The sequence below is a fragment of the Pseudomonas fluorescens genome, assembly GCF_000968015.1.
Taxonomy (GTDB): domain Bacteria; phylum Pseudomonadota; class Gammaproteobacteria; order Pseudomonadales; family Pseudomonadaceae; genus Aquipseudomonas; species Aquipseudomonas fluorescens_W.
In genome coordinates, this window is the sequence record NZ_LACH01000055.1 from 112,535 (window position 1) to 126,048 (window position 13,514).

The 13,514-nt window shown below is 60.1% G+C and carries 13 protein-coding genes; 6 read left to right on the forward strand and 7 right to left on the reverse strand.

Features of this window, described 5'->3' with window-relative positions; all coding sequences use genetic code 11:
- Nucleotides 1–113 precede the first annotated feature (113 nt).
- Nucleotides 114–314, forward strand: coding sequence for a YbdD/YjiX family protein (locus VD17_RS23820; protein WP_033054429.1), 201 nt, complete (start codon nt 114–116; stop codon nt 312–314).
- On the opposite strand, the gene VD17_RS23825 is transcribed toward VD17_RS23820, so the two are convergent.
- A complete protein-coding gene (locus tag VD17_RS23825; RefSeq protein ID WP_046055950.1) occupies nt 311–3,799 on the reverse strand; it encodes a membrane protein in 3,489 nt (1,162 codons plus the stop codon). The two genes, VD17_RS23820 and VD17_RS23825, sit on opposite strands and share 4 nt — an antisense overlap.
- A 126-nt stretch (nt 3,800–3,925) precedes the next feature.
- Here VD17_RS23825 and VD17_RS23830 point away from each other — a divergent pair, with 126 nt between their 5' ends.
- Complete coding sequence (locus VD17_RS23830) at nt 3,926–4,858, forward strand: GlxA family transcriptional regulator (RefSeq protein ID WP_046055951.1); 933 nt, start codon at nt 3,926–3,928, stop codon at nt 4,856–4,858.
- 249 nt (nt 4,859–5,107) lie between these two features.
- Entirely contained in the window at nt 5,108–6,082 is a 975-nt protein-coding gene (locus tag VD17_RS23835; protein ID WP_046055952.1) for a nitrilase-related carbon-nitrogen hydrolase, read from the forward strand.
- 123 nt (nt 6,083–6,205) lie between these two features.
- Here VD17_RS23835 and VD17_RS23840 read toward each other — a convergent pair whose 3' ends face one another.
- From VD17_RS23840 to VD17_RS23855, 4 genes are read right to left on the reverse strand one after another with little or no spacing between them, the layout of a single operon-like run.
- Nucleotides 6,206–6,904, reverse strand: a complete 699-nt coding sequence (locus tag VD17_RS23840; RefSeq protein ID WP_046055953.1) for a dienelactone hydrolase family protein — start codon at nt 6,902–6,904, stop codon at nt 6,206–6,208.
- A 36-nt stretch (nt 6,905–6,940) separates the two neighbouring features.
- Nucleotides 6,941–7,564 carry a glutathione S-transferase family protein gene (locus VD17_RS23845; RefSeq protein WP_046055954.1) on the reverse strand — a complete coding sequence of 208 codons (624 nt, stop codon included), beginning with the start codon at nt 7,562–7,564 and terminating at the stop codon, nt 6,941–6,943.
- A gap of 50 nt (nt 7,565–7,614) precedes the next feature.
- The gene (locus tag VD17_RS23850) at nt 7,615–8,130 is read right to left on the reverse strand and encodes an HvfX family Cu-binding RiPP maturation protein (RefSeq protein WP_046055955.1); all 516 of its coding nucleotides are present in this window, start codon (nt 8,128–8,130) and stop codon (nt 7,615–7,617) included.
- A 57-nt stretch (nt 8,131–8,187) separates the two neighbouring features.
- On the reverse strand, nt 8,188–8,391 hold the full coding sequence (locus VD17_RS23855) for an HvfA family oxazolone/thioamide-modified RiPP metallophore (RefSeq protein WP_046048963.1): 204 nt from the start codon (nt 8,389–8,391) through the stop codon (nt 8,188–8,190).
- 397 nt (nt 8,392–8,788) lie between these two features.
- Here VD17_RS23855 and glsB point away from each other — a divergent pair, with 397 nt between their 5' ends.
- On the forward strand, nt 8,789–9,697 hold the full coding sequence (gene glsB / locus VD17_RS23860; RefSeq protein WP_046055956.1) for a glutaminase B: 909 nt from the start codon (nt 8,789–8,791) through the stop codon (nt 9,695–9,697).
- Nucleotides 9,698–9,706: 9 nt separating this feature from the next.
- On the opposite strand, the gene VD17_RS23865 is transcribed toward glsB, so the two are convergent.
- Nucleotides 9,707–10,498, reverse strand: a complete 792-nt coding sequence (locus VD17_RS23865) for an N-acetylmuramidase domain-containing protein (protein WP_046055957.1) — start codon at nt 10,496–10,498, stop codon at nt 9,707–9,709.
- A gap of 166 nt (nt 10,499–10,664) precedes the next feature.
- Here VD17_RS23865 and VD17_RS23870 point away from each other — a divergent pair, with 166 nt between their 5' ends.
- Both VD17_RS23870 and VD17_RS23875 read left to right on the forward strand, forming a co-directional pair.
- Nucleotides 10,665–12,167: an aldehyde dehydrogenase family protein gene (locus VD17_RS23870; protein ID WP_046055958.1), complete on the forward strand. Its 1,503-nt coding sequence runs from the start codon at nt 10,665–10,667 to the stop codon at nt 12,165–12,167.
- Nucleotides 12,168–12,333: 166 nt separating this feature from the next.
- Nucleotides 12,334–12,663: a BON domain-containing protein gene (locus VD17_RS23875; protein WP_046055959.1), complete on the forward strand. Its 330-nt coding sequence runs from the start codon at nt 12,334–12,336 to the stop codon at nt 12,661–12,663.
- A 78-nt stretch (nt 12,664–12,741) separates the two neighbouring features.
- Here VD17_RS23875 and VD17_RS23880 read toward each other — a convergent pair whose 3' ends face one another.
- Complete coding sequence (locus VD17_RS23880; protein ID WP_046055960.1) at nt 12,742–13,404, reverse strand: carbonic anhydrase; 663 nt, start codon at nt 13,402–13,404, stop codon at nt 12,742–12,744.
- Between the last annotated feature and the right edge of the window lie 110 nt (nt 13,405–13,514).

A 13,514-nucleotide genomic window follows, 5' to 3' on the forward strand; every position in this document is an offset into this window, starting at 1 on the left:
GTGATCGCCGCCGCTTATGCTACTTGAACTTACAAAAGTCCCCGGTGCTGACACAGTGCAGATACATCAGTGCGCTTTCATGGGCCAATCCCACACGCATAGAGAGATTTGCCATGTACCGCAAACTGCAGCATGTCGCGAAGTTCCTCAGCCAGAGCGCGCGTTTAATGGTTGGTGTTCCCGATTACGATAACTACGTTGCGCAAATGGCGCTCAATCATCCCGGCGAGCCGGTCATGAGCTATTCGGCGTTTTTCCGTGAGCGTCAGGAGGCCCGCTTCGGCCGTGGGAAATGCAATACCCGTTGCTGCTAGAACTTCGCATAGTTCAACGCATCGACAATGGCCGAGCCGCCGATACCGGTCAGCGACAGCAACAGCGCCCTGATCAGCGGGTCTTCTGAGTAGCGTGAGAACGAGCCGGTATTGAACGTCGCGACCCGCTCGCGGATCATCTTGAACTTGGTGTAGCAAGGCGTTGTTTCGGGTGTTTGCAGCAGATAGGCATCGAGTCGTTGCAGTGCAAGCGTGCGGGACTTTTCCGCGGCACGTCGCAGCGACAGCGCGGAGACCAGCAGCACCAACGCCGTCAGCAGGTAGGAAATGATCAGGCTGGGCGGTGTCGGCCAGTTATCGAACAGACTGCTGCGCGACGCCAACAGGATCAACAAGACCACGGTCGGCGCATAGATCAGACGGTTTACGGCCGAGGTGCGCTTGGCGATCAGCTGCAAATCTACCCACTCGTCGATGCACGGGTGCCGGAGCATGCCAAAGGTTTTCTTGTGCTCCAACTGCAAGGTGCCAGGCCAGATCGCATGATGTTCGCTGAGATGGCGGATGAACCGCGTCAGCAGCAGGTTGGCATCCACCACCCAGAACACCAGCACCTGGAACGTCAGGGAGGGGATCAGCCAACTCAGCATCCACCACATCGATGCGCCGCGAACGGGCATGCCCTCCATGGGCCAGATGACAAACAGCACGCTGGTGACCACGACGTAAACCCACGTGGCGAGCATGGCCCGCAGCATTCGGGCGCCAAAGGAGCCGCAGACGCAGTGCTCACCCCAGAAGCGTGCAATGACGATCATCTTGCGTCCGTCCGTGCAAGCGGCCTGTGCCGGTGCGCAGGACTTTGACCATTCGTCGCTGGCGGTCAGTAGGGGGAAGAAAATCTTCAGCAGGCAGTGCCCCAGTTCGTTGCACCAACGACGCAATGTCCAGCCTTTGCCCCGGCGAATCAAGCGTCGCACCTGTCCCCACAAGGTCATCTCGTATTTGCGCATGTGCAGGCGCAAATGGTACGTGGCTTCGATATCGGTCCGGTTGATGCGCAGGTTGCGCCAGCCCCAGGCCAACGCCGAGAGCGAGATCAGCACGGCCAGCAGCCGCAGTGCCACGGTGGGCCAGGCACTGATGCCTTCAAACAGGAACATCGGCTCGCCCAGTCCGTTGTCCGTTAATGTGCTGCGCATCTGGTACGCCAGCATCAGCGCGAGGATGAACATGACGAGAGGGACCACGATGTACCACGCCCGGGAGTCGTATAACCCCGTGTCCATGCTGGCTGTCGAGTCCTTGGCCATCGCCTGTTGCCTGGCGGAGCGCCGGGTCAGGTTCGACGAGATGATCCCGAGCAATATCAGCACGAACGTGAACCAGAGAAACTCCGCATGCCAGAACCGCGTGGCGATGAATGCGCAGGCCGCTGCCACCATAAATAGCGTCATCGGTACGCCGCGAACCCAGGCCAGCCGTGCGTCATGGTTATCTTTCGGGCCCTCTATGCGCCACCAGACGATGAACCCGGCGAGTATCAGCAAGGTGATCGTCAGTGGCCCGGCCCAGAAAAATGATTGGGCTTGCTTGAAGCGGTCGCGGATGGATTTGGAGGGTTCAGGGTAGGGCGGTGGCGAGGGGTCTTGAAGGCAGCGCAGCGCCATCAAATCGTGTGGACGTACGCCTCGTTCCGACTGCGATTGGGTCGGTGCCTCGCAGCTAGCCGGGCGTGAGGCGGTCAGCCGGCTCGCCAGGGGAATGAAGCCGCTGATCCCCACTTCATAGATGCCCGGCGAGAGCAGCTCCGATTTGGAATAGTCGAATTTCGCGCGCTTGGCGTCGAAGGATTGTGGCGCCAGTGCCGCCAGCACCGAGATGAACACCGCACTTTGCAGGCTGTCGCGAAATGGCGGCACGTCTTGTTGCAGGGCGCGGGTCAGGGTGAGTCCGTAGGGGGCAGCGAGTATCAGGTTGCGCGTGGTTTGGGCCTGGCCCCGTTGCAACATGCGGGCATCGAGGTCGGTGGAAAAGTACAGTTTGTACGGCATCCGGCTCTTCAGCGCTTGCAGCACCAGGAGCTTGTCGTAGGCATCGACGCCCAGTACGCCAATCGCGCCGATGCCGCTTTCGCCGTTGCGTCGATAGGCTGCGTCCTCGTTGGCGATATGGTCGGCGAGGCGCCGCAGGTAGTCGAGCTGGGAGTTGCCGTCGGATTTCTCCAGCGGACTGAGATCAAGTTGGGTGGGGTCTTTGTTTTTACCGGGATCGGTACTGGGGCTTTTTTCGTTGCTCGCGGACTCTTCCGGGAGGCGTCCGTCCAAACCGCGTAGATAGCTGAAGCGCAAAATCCACTGATCGACCACGTCCCTGTGGTTTTTTTCGTCGCTGCCCAGGCGGGCATCCTGGGCCACCTGTGACTTGAAACTTTCGATCAGCGCGCGGCTGTAGAAACTGTCCCACTCGGAAATCAACGCGATGCGATGACCGCTGCGGCGAAGGTCGCGGGTACACGGTGAGCCGATCCGTTGCAGCTTGCCTTCGCTGCAACGCACGCCCGTGGCCGGGTCCACGCGGCGCAACTTCAGCTCCTCAAGCATCAGTTGCGTCATGGTGCCGTCGTCGCTGACGGTGCGCAGCAGCTTCATGGGTTGTCTGTTCGCCAGCGGCGGCGACAGCTTCTGGTACCCGCGATCCAGCGTCTCGTTATCGGCCGTGGCCAGGGGTGAGTAGATTTCGACCTTCGGCGTGGCCTGGCCGATGTCCTGGTCCTGGAACATGTCGCGCAGGACAGTTGAGGTAGAAGGGCCGATGACCTTCAGGACAGCCGTGTCGGGTGGCCCGGAACACGGTTTTGGAGCGCACGCCACAGCGGTTTTATTTTTCAGGGTCTCGCGTAACGTTTCGAGTGATTGCAGCGGCGTTGAGCCAAGTGCGTCCTGCTTGAACCAGAACACGATCGTTCGCTCAGGCGGTGGTGGCGACCCTTCAAGGGCTGTCGGCGGATCGAAGGGGTTGGAGACGAACACTTCGTAGGGTGCGTCGACGAAACCGGTTTTCTGCGGGGTATCCAGCGACAGGTTGGCGGCGAGTCTCAAGCAATGGATGTACTGCTCCTGATCCGGCACCCGGTGGGAATTCTTGAACCCTGCCAGCAGCGCATAACGAATGCGCCGGCGCCGTTCGACTTCATCGGCGTAAGGGCCGCCTTCGACCAGCGCCACCATGATGTCGGGCGCCGGTTTGTCTCCGGACAGGGGAGAAACATCCGGGCTGCAAACATGCTCGGCATCCGGGTTCTTGCTGTCCGTGAGCTTCTTGCGATAACGCTCGACCGCGTCAAAAGGGTCTTGCCATAACCGGGCTTCGATGGGCAGTTGTGCCTGGAACTGTGCACCGATCGGCCGCGGTTCCAGGAACGGTTCGCGGTTGAGGGCGAACATCGATATCACCAGACTCAGGATGACCGCACTGCCTGGCAGCCAGAAGGCCAGGTTAGTGCCAGAACCCTTGTTGTCCATGGCCTGTGCCTCTTGTTCTCGGCCAACTGATTACAGTTATTTATAGACCCATTAAGGGGGTTCAGTGCAAAGTCAGTGGCGGTAAAATCCGTCATGCCACCTTTAAGGTCAAAAGAAGCCGCCACCATGCACACAATCGGACTCATCGTTTACCCCGGATTTCAGGTGTTGGGCCTGGCCATGTGCGCCACGTTCGAGTTGGCCAACATGGCCACCGACGAACCGGCGTACAACATTGCCTTGCTGTCCGAGCGCGGCGGTACAGTACAGACCTCCGCCGGGTTTGGTGTGGAAACCTCGGCGTTCGACCAGCGCTCGTTCGACACGCTGCTGGTGCTGGGCGACAACCTGATCCGTCCGGTATCACCGGGCATGGTGGCGTTTTTGCGCAACGCCAGCCGGACCACCCGGCGGCTGGGCTCGATTTGCACTGGCGCGATTGCGCTGGCCGAGGCCGGTTTGCTGGACGGTCGACGGGCTACCACTCACTGGTGCCATGCACCGGCACTGCAGAAGGCGTACCCGAAGGTGAAGGTCGAGGAAGACCGGATCTTTATCAACGACGGCAACATCTGGACGGCTGCGGGCATGAGCGCCTGCGTCGATCTGGCGCTGGCGCTGGTGGAAAAGGACCTGGGTGCGGACGTCGCGCGGCGTGTGGCCCGGCAATTGGTGGTGTACCACCGGCGCGCGGGAGGGCAGTCGCAGTTTTCGGTGATGCTCGAACTGGAGCCCAAGACCGATCGCATCCAGGCCGCGCTGGCCTATGCCAAGCAGAACCTGAAGTCCGCGTTGTCGGTCGAGGAACTGGCCAGCGCCGCCAACCTCAGCCCTCGGCAGTTCAGTCGCGTGTTCCATGCCGAAACCGGTCAATCACCCGCCAAAGCCATCGAAAACCTGCGGGTGGAAGCGGCGCGCCTGATGATGGAAACCGGCCGGCACCCCATCGACGTGGTGGCGACCGATACCGGTTTTGGTGATCGGGAGCGGATGCGTCGGGCGTTTATCCGTGCATTTGGCCAGCCGCCACAGGTGATTCAGCGCGCGAATCGGGGCTGATGTCAGTCAGTTAAGCGTGACACTGAACCTGTGGCGAGGGAGCTTGCTCCCGCTGGGTCGCGAAGCGACCCCCCGATCCCTAAAAAGAAGGGGACTGCTGCGCAGTCCAGCGGGAGCAAGCTCCCTCGCCACAGGTTACTTATCATGCACGGGGTGTCCTAAAAGGTGGTGTATTCGACATTTCGGTCTAAATATTATTGGCGTAATTTCGATCTCGTTGAAGTCCACTCCCTTAATGAGATCACTGCCATGACCCTCGTAAAAGCCGCCGCCGTACAAATCAGCCCCGTTCTTTACAGCCGTGAAGGCACCGTCGACAAAGTGGTGCAGAAGATTCTCGAACTCGGTGAGCAGGGCGTGCAGTTCGCCGTGTTCCCGGAAACCATCGTGCCTTACTACCCGTACTTCTCGTTCGTTCAGTCGCCTTTCGAAATGGCGGCTGAACACCTCAAGCTGCTGGATCAGGCCGTCACGGTCCCTTCGGCTGCCACCGAGGCCATCGGCGCCGCCGCCAGACAGGCCGGCATGGTGGTCTCCATCGGCGTCAATGAACGTGACGGCGGTACGCTGTACAACACGCAGCTGTTGTTCGATGCCGACGGCACCCTGATTCAGCATCGGCGCAAGATTTCCCCGACTTATCACGAACGCATGATCTGGGGCATGGGCGACGGCTCCGGCCTGCGCGCCACCGACAGCGCGGTAGGGCGCATCGGCCAACTGGCGTGCTGGGAACATTACAACCCGCTGGCCCGTTATGCCTTGATGGCCGACGGCGAACAGATCCATGCGGCGATGTACCCAGGATCGTTTGCGGGGCCGTTGTTTGCTTCACAAATGGAAGTCAGCATCCGCCAGCATGCGCTGGAGGCGGCGTGCTTCGTGGTCAATTCCACCGCCTGGCTGAACCCTGAACAACAGGCGCAAATCATGGCCGACACCGGTTGCCCCATCGGCCCGATTTCCGGTGGTTGCTTCACTGCGATCATCAGCCCGGACGGTTCGGTGTTGGGTTCGTTGACTGAAGGCGAAGGCGAGGTGATCGTCGACCTCGATATGGGCCTGATCGATAAACGCAAACGCATGATGGATTCGCGCGGTCACTACAGCCGTCCGGAACTGCTGAGCCTGCTGATCGACCGCACACCGACAGCCCATGTGCATGAGCGCAGTGCTCATCCGAAGTTGGTGGTGAACGAGGTGGTTGAAGAAATTAGTCGTTAAGCGGCTGAGACCGTGTCGACCCCATCGCGGGCAAGCCACGCTCCCACAGGGGAAATGCATTCTTATGTGGGAGCGTGGCTTGCCCGCGATGGGGCCATTACAGGCGCTAAAAAAAGTCCGGCCTTACAGTTCCTGACCCAAAAAGATCAACGTATTGCCATGGGCCTCAGCCGCTGCGCGTTGGTTGTAGCTGTCGCGATGCGAGCAGTTGAAGCCATGTTCGGCTTCCGGATACACGACAATTTCGATGTTGTCGTTGTTCTCGAAACGCTCGGCGATTTTCTCCACGGCTTCCAGTGGGATGTGGCTGTCCTCTTCACCGAAGTGCATCAGCAGCGGCACGTCGATTTCATCGGCGCGGTCCAGCTGATTCTGGATTCCGCCACCGTAATAGGCGATGGCCACGTCCACCAGCCCATTGGCGGCGGTGTGGTACGAGAGCAAACCACCGAAGCAGTAACCAAGCGAGGCGATCCCTCCGTCCAGGCCCGGCTGGGCTTTCAGGGCGTCGATGGCCAGTTCGATGTCGGTCTGTGCCTTGCCGACGTCGGTGGCGTTCATCAACTCGACGGCGCGTTTCCAGCCGGCCTCGTCATAGGTCAGTTCAATGCGGTGGCCGCTGCGCCAGAACAGGTCCGGTGCAATCACCAGGTAACCGTCGGCAGCGTATTGTTCGGCGACTGAGCGGATGTGTTCATTCACGCCGAAGATTTCCTGGATCAACACGATCCCCGGGCCTTTGCGGGTGTGTGGAATCGCCAGGTAAGCGCCGAATTTACCTTCGGCGCTGTCGATCTCGATCCATTGGGTGGTCACGCTCATGGTGGCTCCTGTCTACACAAGTGGGTGGGGTGAAGCTTATTTCGGCTGCGTGGCCTTGAAGCTTGGCAGAGACTGCATACGTTTCCACCATCCGTCGAAACCGTCCACCGAAAATACCTGCGGTGCATCCGGGGTCATGGCGATGTAAGCGCAGCCCGGTGCCAGGTAAAAGTCGCCGATGCTGGGTTCAAGACCTGCGATATAGGGATCGGTGCCTTTTATTTTCATCAGTTCGCGCAGCACCCGTTTCGAGTTCTCGATGCCTTTGCGGCGCGAATCTTCATTCTGCCCGCCAATGAAGTCAGGAAAAAGATGGTAGCCGAACACTTGCACAAGGTTGCCGTAGCCATAGGCATCGTAAATGCTTTGGGCCATGTGGGTGCGAGCGCGGTCGTGGGCGTTGTCAGGTGTAATGGACGGGCCTGGCAGGACTTCGTCCAGATAGGCCACGATTGCGCCGGTTTCGATCACCCGGAACCCGTCATGATCGATAACCGGCACCTTGCCGAAAGGGTGACGCACCAAATGTTCTGGCAGGTGCGGCTCGCCTTTGATCACGTTGACCTGCACCTGGTCGAAGTCCGCGTCTTTTTCCACCAGCAGCATCTTCACGGTGCGCACATAACTACTGCCGTCAAAACCATAGAGGGTGAGACTCATGACGATTGCTCCACTATTGAACCGAGGGACGTTATCGAGTCCCTGGCGCTTTAGCGGTTATCGCGACGCCAGAAGACTCGAGCCAGCAGCGCATCGAGGCTGAGCTTGCCGGCACCCGAGAGCAACAGCGGCATAAAGGCCGCGAGGTAGATCAGCGGCAGTTTGAAGTTGCCATGACCCTTGTTGCTGATGGCGTAACCCTGGGCAAGCTCACTCAATGTAGACCAATCGGCCGGCCAGTGAACGGCGGCGGTCGCGACGACCGTGACCACGATCAAAATGATCGCCGAGATCCGCGTTCCCAGGCCGACCAGTATGGCCAGGGCGCAGATCAGTTCGGCCCACATCGACAGTTCCCAGTTCAGAGTGGCTGGTACGTGGTTGAAGGGGAACGGGAAGCTGTCCTGAATATCGGCGAACCAGTTTTCGCCATTGAATTTTTCCAGGCCTGATTCGAAGAATTCCCAGGCGAGGAACACCCGCAGGGTCAGCGGCGCGATCCAGGTACCGGCACGGTCAAGGTTCAGGTGCAGGCCTTTCACGGCCGATAAGAGTGAGGTGGTCATGGGCTTGATCTCCGTTCAGTCAGGGAGGAGGGGCACCGCGGTGCCCCTCGCAAAGGGTTACTCGCTGGCGCCGCACTTGCCTTCGCCACATTTACCTTCCGCCGGTTTTTCTGCCGTGTCGGCCTGGACCTGGCTGTAGCCGTGGGCCAGCTGTTTCATGCTGAATGCTTCGGACTCAGAGGCTGAAGCCACGTTGGACAGGGCCAGGCCGCCAGCGATGATCAGGCCGAGGGTCAAGGAAGAAGTCGAGAGCTTGAACATGGTGATACTCCGTAGCATTGAGTGAGTTGAGCGCTTTGATCGGCGTGGCCAATCGACAGGCACAGTTCATCAAGCGGGTGTATCTGCGATGTGTCTTTGGCGTGGGGATTTAGGGGCGGGGTGTGTCGGGAGGGGCGTTGTACACACTCAGATACACAGCCAACACAAAACCAATGTGGGAGCGAGCTTGCTCGCGATAGCGGTGTGTCAGACACATCTATGTCGACTGTTGGTCCGCTATCGCGAGCAAGCTCGCTCCCACAGGGGGGGCAGTGGTGTATTTGAGATTGGGTTCATGCAGTGCCATGGTTTTTACAAAACTGTGATCCGCTACCGACCGCTGGCGTCTAGCGTCTGTGTCCCCGCAATCCCATGGGGCGTGACTTCGGAACCCGGCATGCAAGCGCTGTTGAACGAGATCCTTGACGCAGTACGTCCCCTGATCGGCCAGGGCAAGGTGGCTGATTACATTCCCGCCCTCGGTACGGTGCCGGCCGATCAACTGGGGATCGCGGTGTATGGCAATGACGGCGAGCTGTATTGCGCCGGCGATGCCCATACGCTGTTCTCGGTGCAGAGTATTTCCAAGGTGTTCAGCCTGGTGCAGGCCATCGAACATTCCGGCGAAGACATTTGGAAGCGCCTGGGTCACGAGCCTTCCGGCCAACCGTTCAATTCGCTGGTGCAACTGGAGTTCGAGCGCGGACGCCCGCGCAATCCCTTCATTAACGCCGGTGCGCTGGTGATCTGCGACATCAATCAGTCACGTTTTGCCGCGCCAGCGCTGTCGATGCGCGACTTTGTCCGTCGGCTGTCCGGCAACCCGCACGTCATGGTGGACGGCAAGGTCGCCGAGTCCGAATACCAGCATCGCGCGCGCAATGCTGCGATGGCTTATCTGATGCAGTCTTTCGGCAATTTCCATAACGACGTCGAAGCGGTGCTGCGCAGTTACTTCAGCCATTGCGCGCTGCGCATGAGCTGCGTGGATCTGGCGCGGGCGTTCTGTTTTCTGGCCAATGACGGTTTCTGCAAGCACAGCGGCGAACAGATCCTCAGCGCCCGCCAGACCCAGCAAGTCAACTCGATCATGGCCACCAGCGGCCTCTACGATGAAGCCGGCAATTTTGCCTATCGCGTCGGTCTGCCTGGCAAAAGTGGCGTGGGCGGGGGGATTGTCGCGGTGGTGCCGGGGCAGTTCACGGTGTGCGTCTGGTCACCGGAGTTGAACACCGCCGGCAACTCCCTCGCGGGCATGGCCGCGCTGGAGTTGCTGAGTCAGCGGATTGGCTGGTCGGTGTTCTAGACACGTGGGTCAGAGCGGCAACGCTTCGACCCGGCTGCGCAGACACGCCAGCGTTTCATCGTCCAGCACCGTGGTGATGTTCAGGTGCTCTTTTACCTGAAAGAGATTCATCGCATCCCGGGTCTGTTTGCCGACGATGCCGTCGACAGGGCCGGGATGCCAGCCCAGGTACGTCAAGTAGGTTTGCGCCATACGGATTCTCAGGTCCGGCGTCCCTCCATAGGAGAACTTCTGATACGCCGCGCTTAGCCGCACGTCGTAGTTATTGATCGCGTAGTTGGGGCCGTTGTAGCGGCGTGCAAAGTTGGCCCAGTCCTTGGCCCGCAATGCCGCCACCGAACGGCCTTCGATCAACTCGCCAATGGTGCAGAGCAATTGGTCGTTCTCCGACGCGACCATGCGCTTGACCATCGCCTCGACATCCGCCGAGTTCGTTTGCGCGAAATTGAACCCCATCGTTTGCCCCAGTCCCCACGAGGTACTTTGCAGCGCCGCGTTCCTGTTCAGGCGCATGGCCAGATTCAACCGGTCGTATTGATGCGCCCCCGAAGCGCCATAGTTGCCGGGAGTTTTGCTGCTGATATCGGGGTGTTGTGCGTCAAACTCGTGGTGGGTCAGCCGACTGAATACGTGACGCTCGTAAAGGATTTTCGGACGGCGATCGGAGAAGTATCCGTTGCCGGAAGTTTCTACTGCCAGAACAGCCCATAGTTGCGCGGCACTGACTTTGGCAAGATCCAGCGCCTGCGCCAGACCTTCCTCGTCAAGGGCCGCTCCATGGCTTTTGAATTCATCGCTCATGACGGCCTCCTTGGATAACAGGAAACACTGGTGTATCTCTTTTAGCGTAGGAGCGCCGGGTGCAGGGCCGCCGGGTTTTCGATCACCGGTCAGGCGCGCGGTTAATGACGCTCCAGGGATTTTCCTATACATTTTCCGGCCGCCCACTGCATGGTGAAACCGCTTCATGTCTCTTGCGCTCGAACGTCTAGTCGCTGGCACGCCTATCCCTTTCGCCGGGAATCGTGTCTCTGTGGTCAGCCCCGAATTGGCCGCGCGCTTTCAGCCCGGGGACCATTTGCTGGTGGAGCAGGTCAGCGGCGAATTGTTGCTGATTCCGGTGGCTGATCAGCGAGCGGCGGCCATTGCAATCGAGTGTGCCGAAGCGGCGTTCAGCGCAATGTCTGCGGTCTCGGATCAAGCCATCAGCGAGTTCTTTGATCGCTTCGCCCAACGCCTGGAAGACCCTGCCTGCTGGGCGTTGATCGAAGCCGCCAACCTGGCCGACATCGAGCGGGCCAAGGCTCGCGGGCGTTCCACCACGCGGCTTCTGGCGGATGAACGCATGCGCCGTGACATGATCGCCGGCCTCAGGGCCTGGCGTGATGCGCCGGCCACGCGCGGCAAAGTGGTCAGTTGCATCGAGCATGACGGCTGGAAAGTCGAGCAAGTGGTCTCGCCGCTCGGCATCGTCGCGTTCGTCTTCGAAGGCCGGCCGAACGTGTTCGCCGACGCTGCCGGTGTGTTGCGCACGGGTAACACGGCGGTGCTGCGCATTGGCAGCGATGCGTTGGGCACGGCGCAAGCCATCGTCACTAACGCACTGAATCCGGCACTGAGCGACGCCGGGTTGCCGACCGGCGCGGTGTCGCTGGTGGAAAGCGTCAACCACGCCGCCGGTTGGGCGATGTTCGCCGACCGGCGCCTGTCGCTGGCGGTGGCCCGTGGTTCGGGTCGCGCCGTCAGTCAACTGGGCAGCATCGCCCAACAGGCCGGCACCGCCGTCAGCCTGCACGGCACCGGTGGCGCCTGGCTGATCGCCGACAAGGACGCCGATGCCCAGCGCTTTGCCGCTGTAGTGCGCAATTCGCTGGATCGCAAAGTCTGCAACACGATGAACGTTTGCCTGATCCACCGTGACCGTGTCGCCGAACTGCTGCCGCTGTTCCTCGACGCGCTGCAACAGGCCGGCACCGCACGCGGGCAGGGCTGCAAATTGCACATCGTCGAAGGCAGCGAGCCGTACTTGCCAACCGATTGGCAGAGCGCCAGCGTTGAGGTGTACCGCGCCGAAGGCTATCAAACCGAAGCCTTGGCCGAACCGCTGCCCGAGGATCAGTTGGGCCGCGAGTGGGAATGGGAAGAAACCCCGGAAGTCAGCCTGAAGATCGTCGATGACCTGGACAGCGCCATCGCGTTGTTCAATCGCTATAGCCCGCAGTTCACCGTGTCGTTGATCAGTGAAGATGCCGCGGCTCAGGAACGCTTCTACAACGCGGTCAACGCACCTTTTGTCGGCAACGGGATTACCCGCTGGGTCGACGGACAGTACGCGCTGAACAAGCCGGAACTGGGGCTTTCGAACTGGGAAAGCGGTCGCCTGTTTGCTCGCAGTGCGATTCTCTCGGGCGATGGGGTGTTCACGATCCGCAGTCGCATGACCCAGACGGATCTGTCGGTCAAACGCTGATCCAGCACCACGACCCCGGTCAACGGCCGCACTATACTTAATGTGCGTCCGTAAGGGCGTGGCGAGCACTCCAAACGAATCAGATGTCGATAACGCTCGCCTGAGCGTCAAGGCTGCACAGCCAATGGACGGGCAGTGCATCTGATGACGGAGAGAGGGTTACACCATGAAACTTCATTCCTTCCAACAATACTCTCATGACCTGGAAAGGGGCGTTCACGACACGTGGATTACCGCCAGGGTGAAGTCAGCCCTCGCAATGGCCGAACCCAGCCTCGGCCTGCAAATCCATGTCAAAACCCTCGGGGGCACGGTGGCATTGAGCGGTCGCGTCAACACCCATAAACAGTGTGAGCAGGCTGTTGCTCTGGCCCGTTCGGTTCAGGGGGTCGTCGAAGTCGATGCCAGAGACTTGCTGACTCACGTGTTCACGCCAGGCAGTATTCCAGAACCACCCAACGCGGAAGAGGCCCCTGAGAATCGGGACGATAAATAACCTTGTCGATCGTGTTAGTGCGGCGCTCCCGTGAGCCGGGAGCGCCACATCGATCGTCTCTGCCAGTGGATACTCACTTCAGGCTGCTGCTTCTATGGCGCGGGCTTGAAGGGCGCAGGTGTCCGGATACTCGGCGAGCGCCACAAAACGGTGGCTGTTGGCATCCAGCGCATCGACCGAACCGGTCTCGATGTCGTAAACCCAACCATGCACATTCAACAGGCCTTTCTCCTGAGCCAGGCGCACGCTCGGATGCGTCTGGATATTGGCCAGTTGCGCGATGACATTCTCCCGAACCATTGAACTCACCTTCGCCGCTTCATTGACGTGAGGGCGGGATTCGTTAATGACTTTCGCTGACTCGGCGTGTTGCAACCAGCCGCTGACGGCGGGCAGGTGGTCCATGCATGTGCACTTGGCGACAGCAGTCATGGCGCCGCAGTCCGAGTGCCCGCAGATCACAATATCGGTGACGCCGAGCACTGCGACCGCATATTCAACCGTGGCCGACACACCGCCGGGGTGAGGGCTGTAGGAGGGGACGATGTTGCCGGCGTTGCGGATCACAAACAGTTCACCGGGTTCTTGTTGGGTCAGCAGTTCTGGCACGACACGGCTGTCGGAACAGGTGATGAACAACGTGCCCGGATGCTGGGTAGTGGCCAGGTGTTTGAACAGGTCGGTGCGTTGTGGAAACGCTTCTTTCTGGAACTTCAAAAAACCTTCGATGAGCGCTTTCATGGCGACTTCCTCATGTGTGTATCGGATGGTTCCGTAGCAGCTGTCGAGCCCGCGAGGCTGCGTTCGAGGACGGAGTCCTCGCAGGGCCAGGCGACTGCTGCGCAGCCGAA

What these genes read in the sequence shown, in the direction of transcription:
- VD17_RS23820 (WP_033054429.1), top strand. Translation starts at nt 114, where the DNA reads ATGTACCGCAAACTGCAGCATGTCGCGAAGTTCCTCAGCCAGAGCGCG.
- VD17_RS23880 (WP_046055960.1), bottom strand. Translation starts at nt 13,404, where the DNA reads ATGAAAGCGCTCATCGAAGGTTTTTTGAAGTTCCAGAAAGAAGCGTTT.
- VD17_RS23825 (WP_046055950.1), bottom strand. Translation starts at nt 3,799, where the DNA reads ATGGACAACAAGGGTTCTGGCACTAACCTGGCCTTCTGGCTGCCAGGC.
- glsB (WP_046055956.1), top strand. Translation starts at nt 8,789, where the DNA reads ATGCAAGCGCTGTTGAACGAGATCCTTGACGCAGTACGTCCCCTGATC.
- VD17_RS23840 (WP_046055953.1), bottom strand. Translation starts at nt 6,904, where the DNA reads ATGAGCGTGACCACCCAATGGATCGAGATCGACAGCGCCGAAGGTAAA.
- VD17_RS23830 (WP_046055951.1), top strand. Translation starts at nt 3,926, where the DNA reads ATGCACACAATCGGACTCATCGTTTACCCCGGATTTCAGGTGTTGGGC.
- VD17_RS23850 (WP_046055955.1), bottom strand. Translation starts at nt 8,130, where the DNA reads ATGACCACCTCACTCTTATCGGCCGTGAAAGGCCTGCACCTGAACCTT.
- VD17_RS23845 (WP_046055954.1), bottom strand. Translation starts at nt 7,564, where the DNA reads ATGAGTCTCACCCTCTATGGTTTTGACGGCAGTAGTTATGTGCGCACC.
- VD17_RS23835 (WP_046055952.1), top strand. Translation starts at nt 5,108, where the DNA reads ATGACCCTCGTAAAAGCCGCCGCCGTACAAATCAGCCCCGTTCTTTAC.
- VD17_RS23855 (WP_046048963.1), bottom strand. Translation starts at nt 8,391, where the DNA reads ATGTTCAAGCTCTCGACTTCTTCCTTGACCCTCGGCCTGATCATCGCT.
- VD17_RS23870 (WP_046055958.1), top strand. Translation starts at nt 10,665, where the DNA reads ATGTCTCTTGCGCTCGAACGTCTAGTCGCTGGCACGCCTATCCCTTTC.
- VD17_RS23865 (WP_046055957.1), bottom strand. Translation starts at nt 10,498, where the DNA reads ATGAGCGATGAATTCAAAAGCCATGGAGCGGCCCTTGACGAGGAAGGT.
- VD17_RS23875 (WP_046055959.1), top strand. Translation starts at nt 12,334, where the DNA reads ATGAAACTTCATTCCTTCCAACAATACTCTCATGACCTGGAAAGGGGC.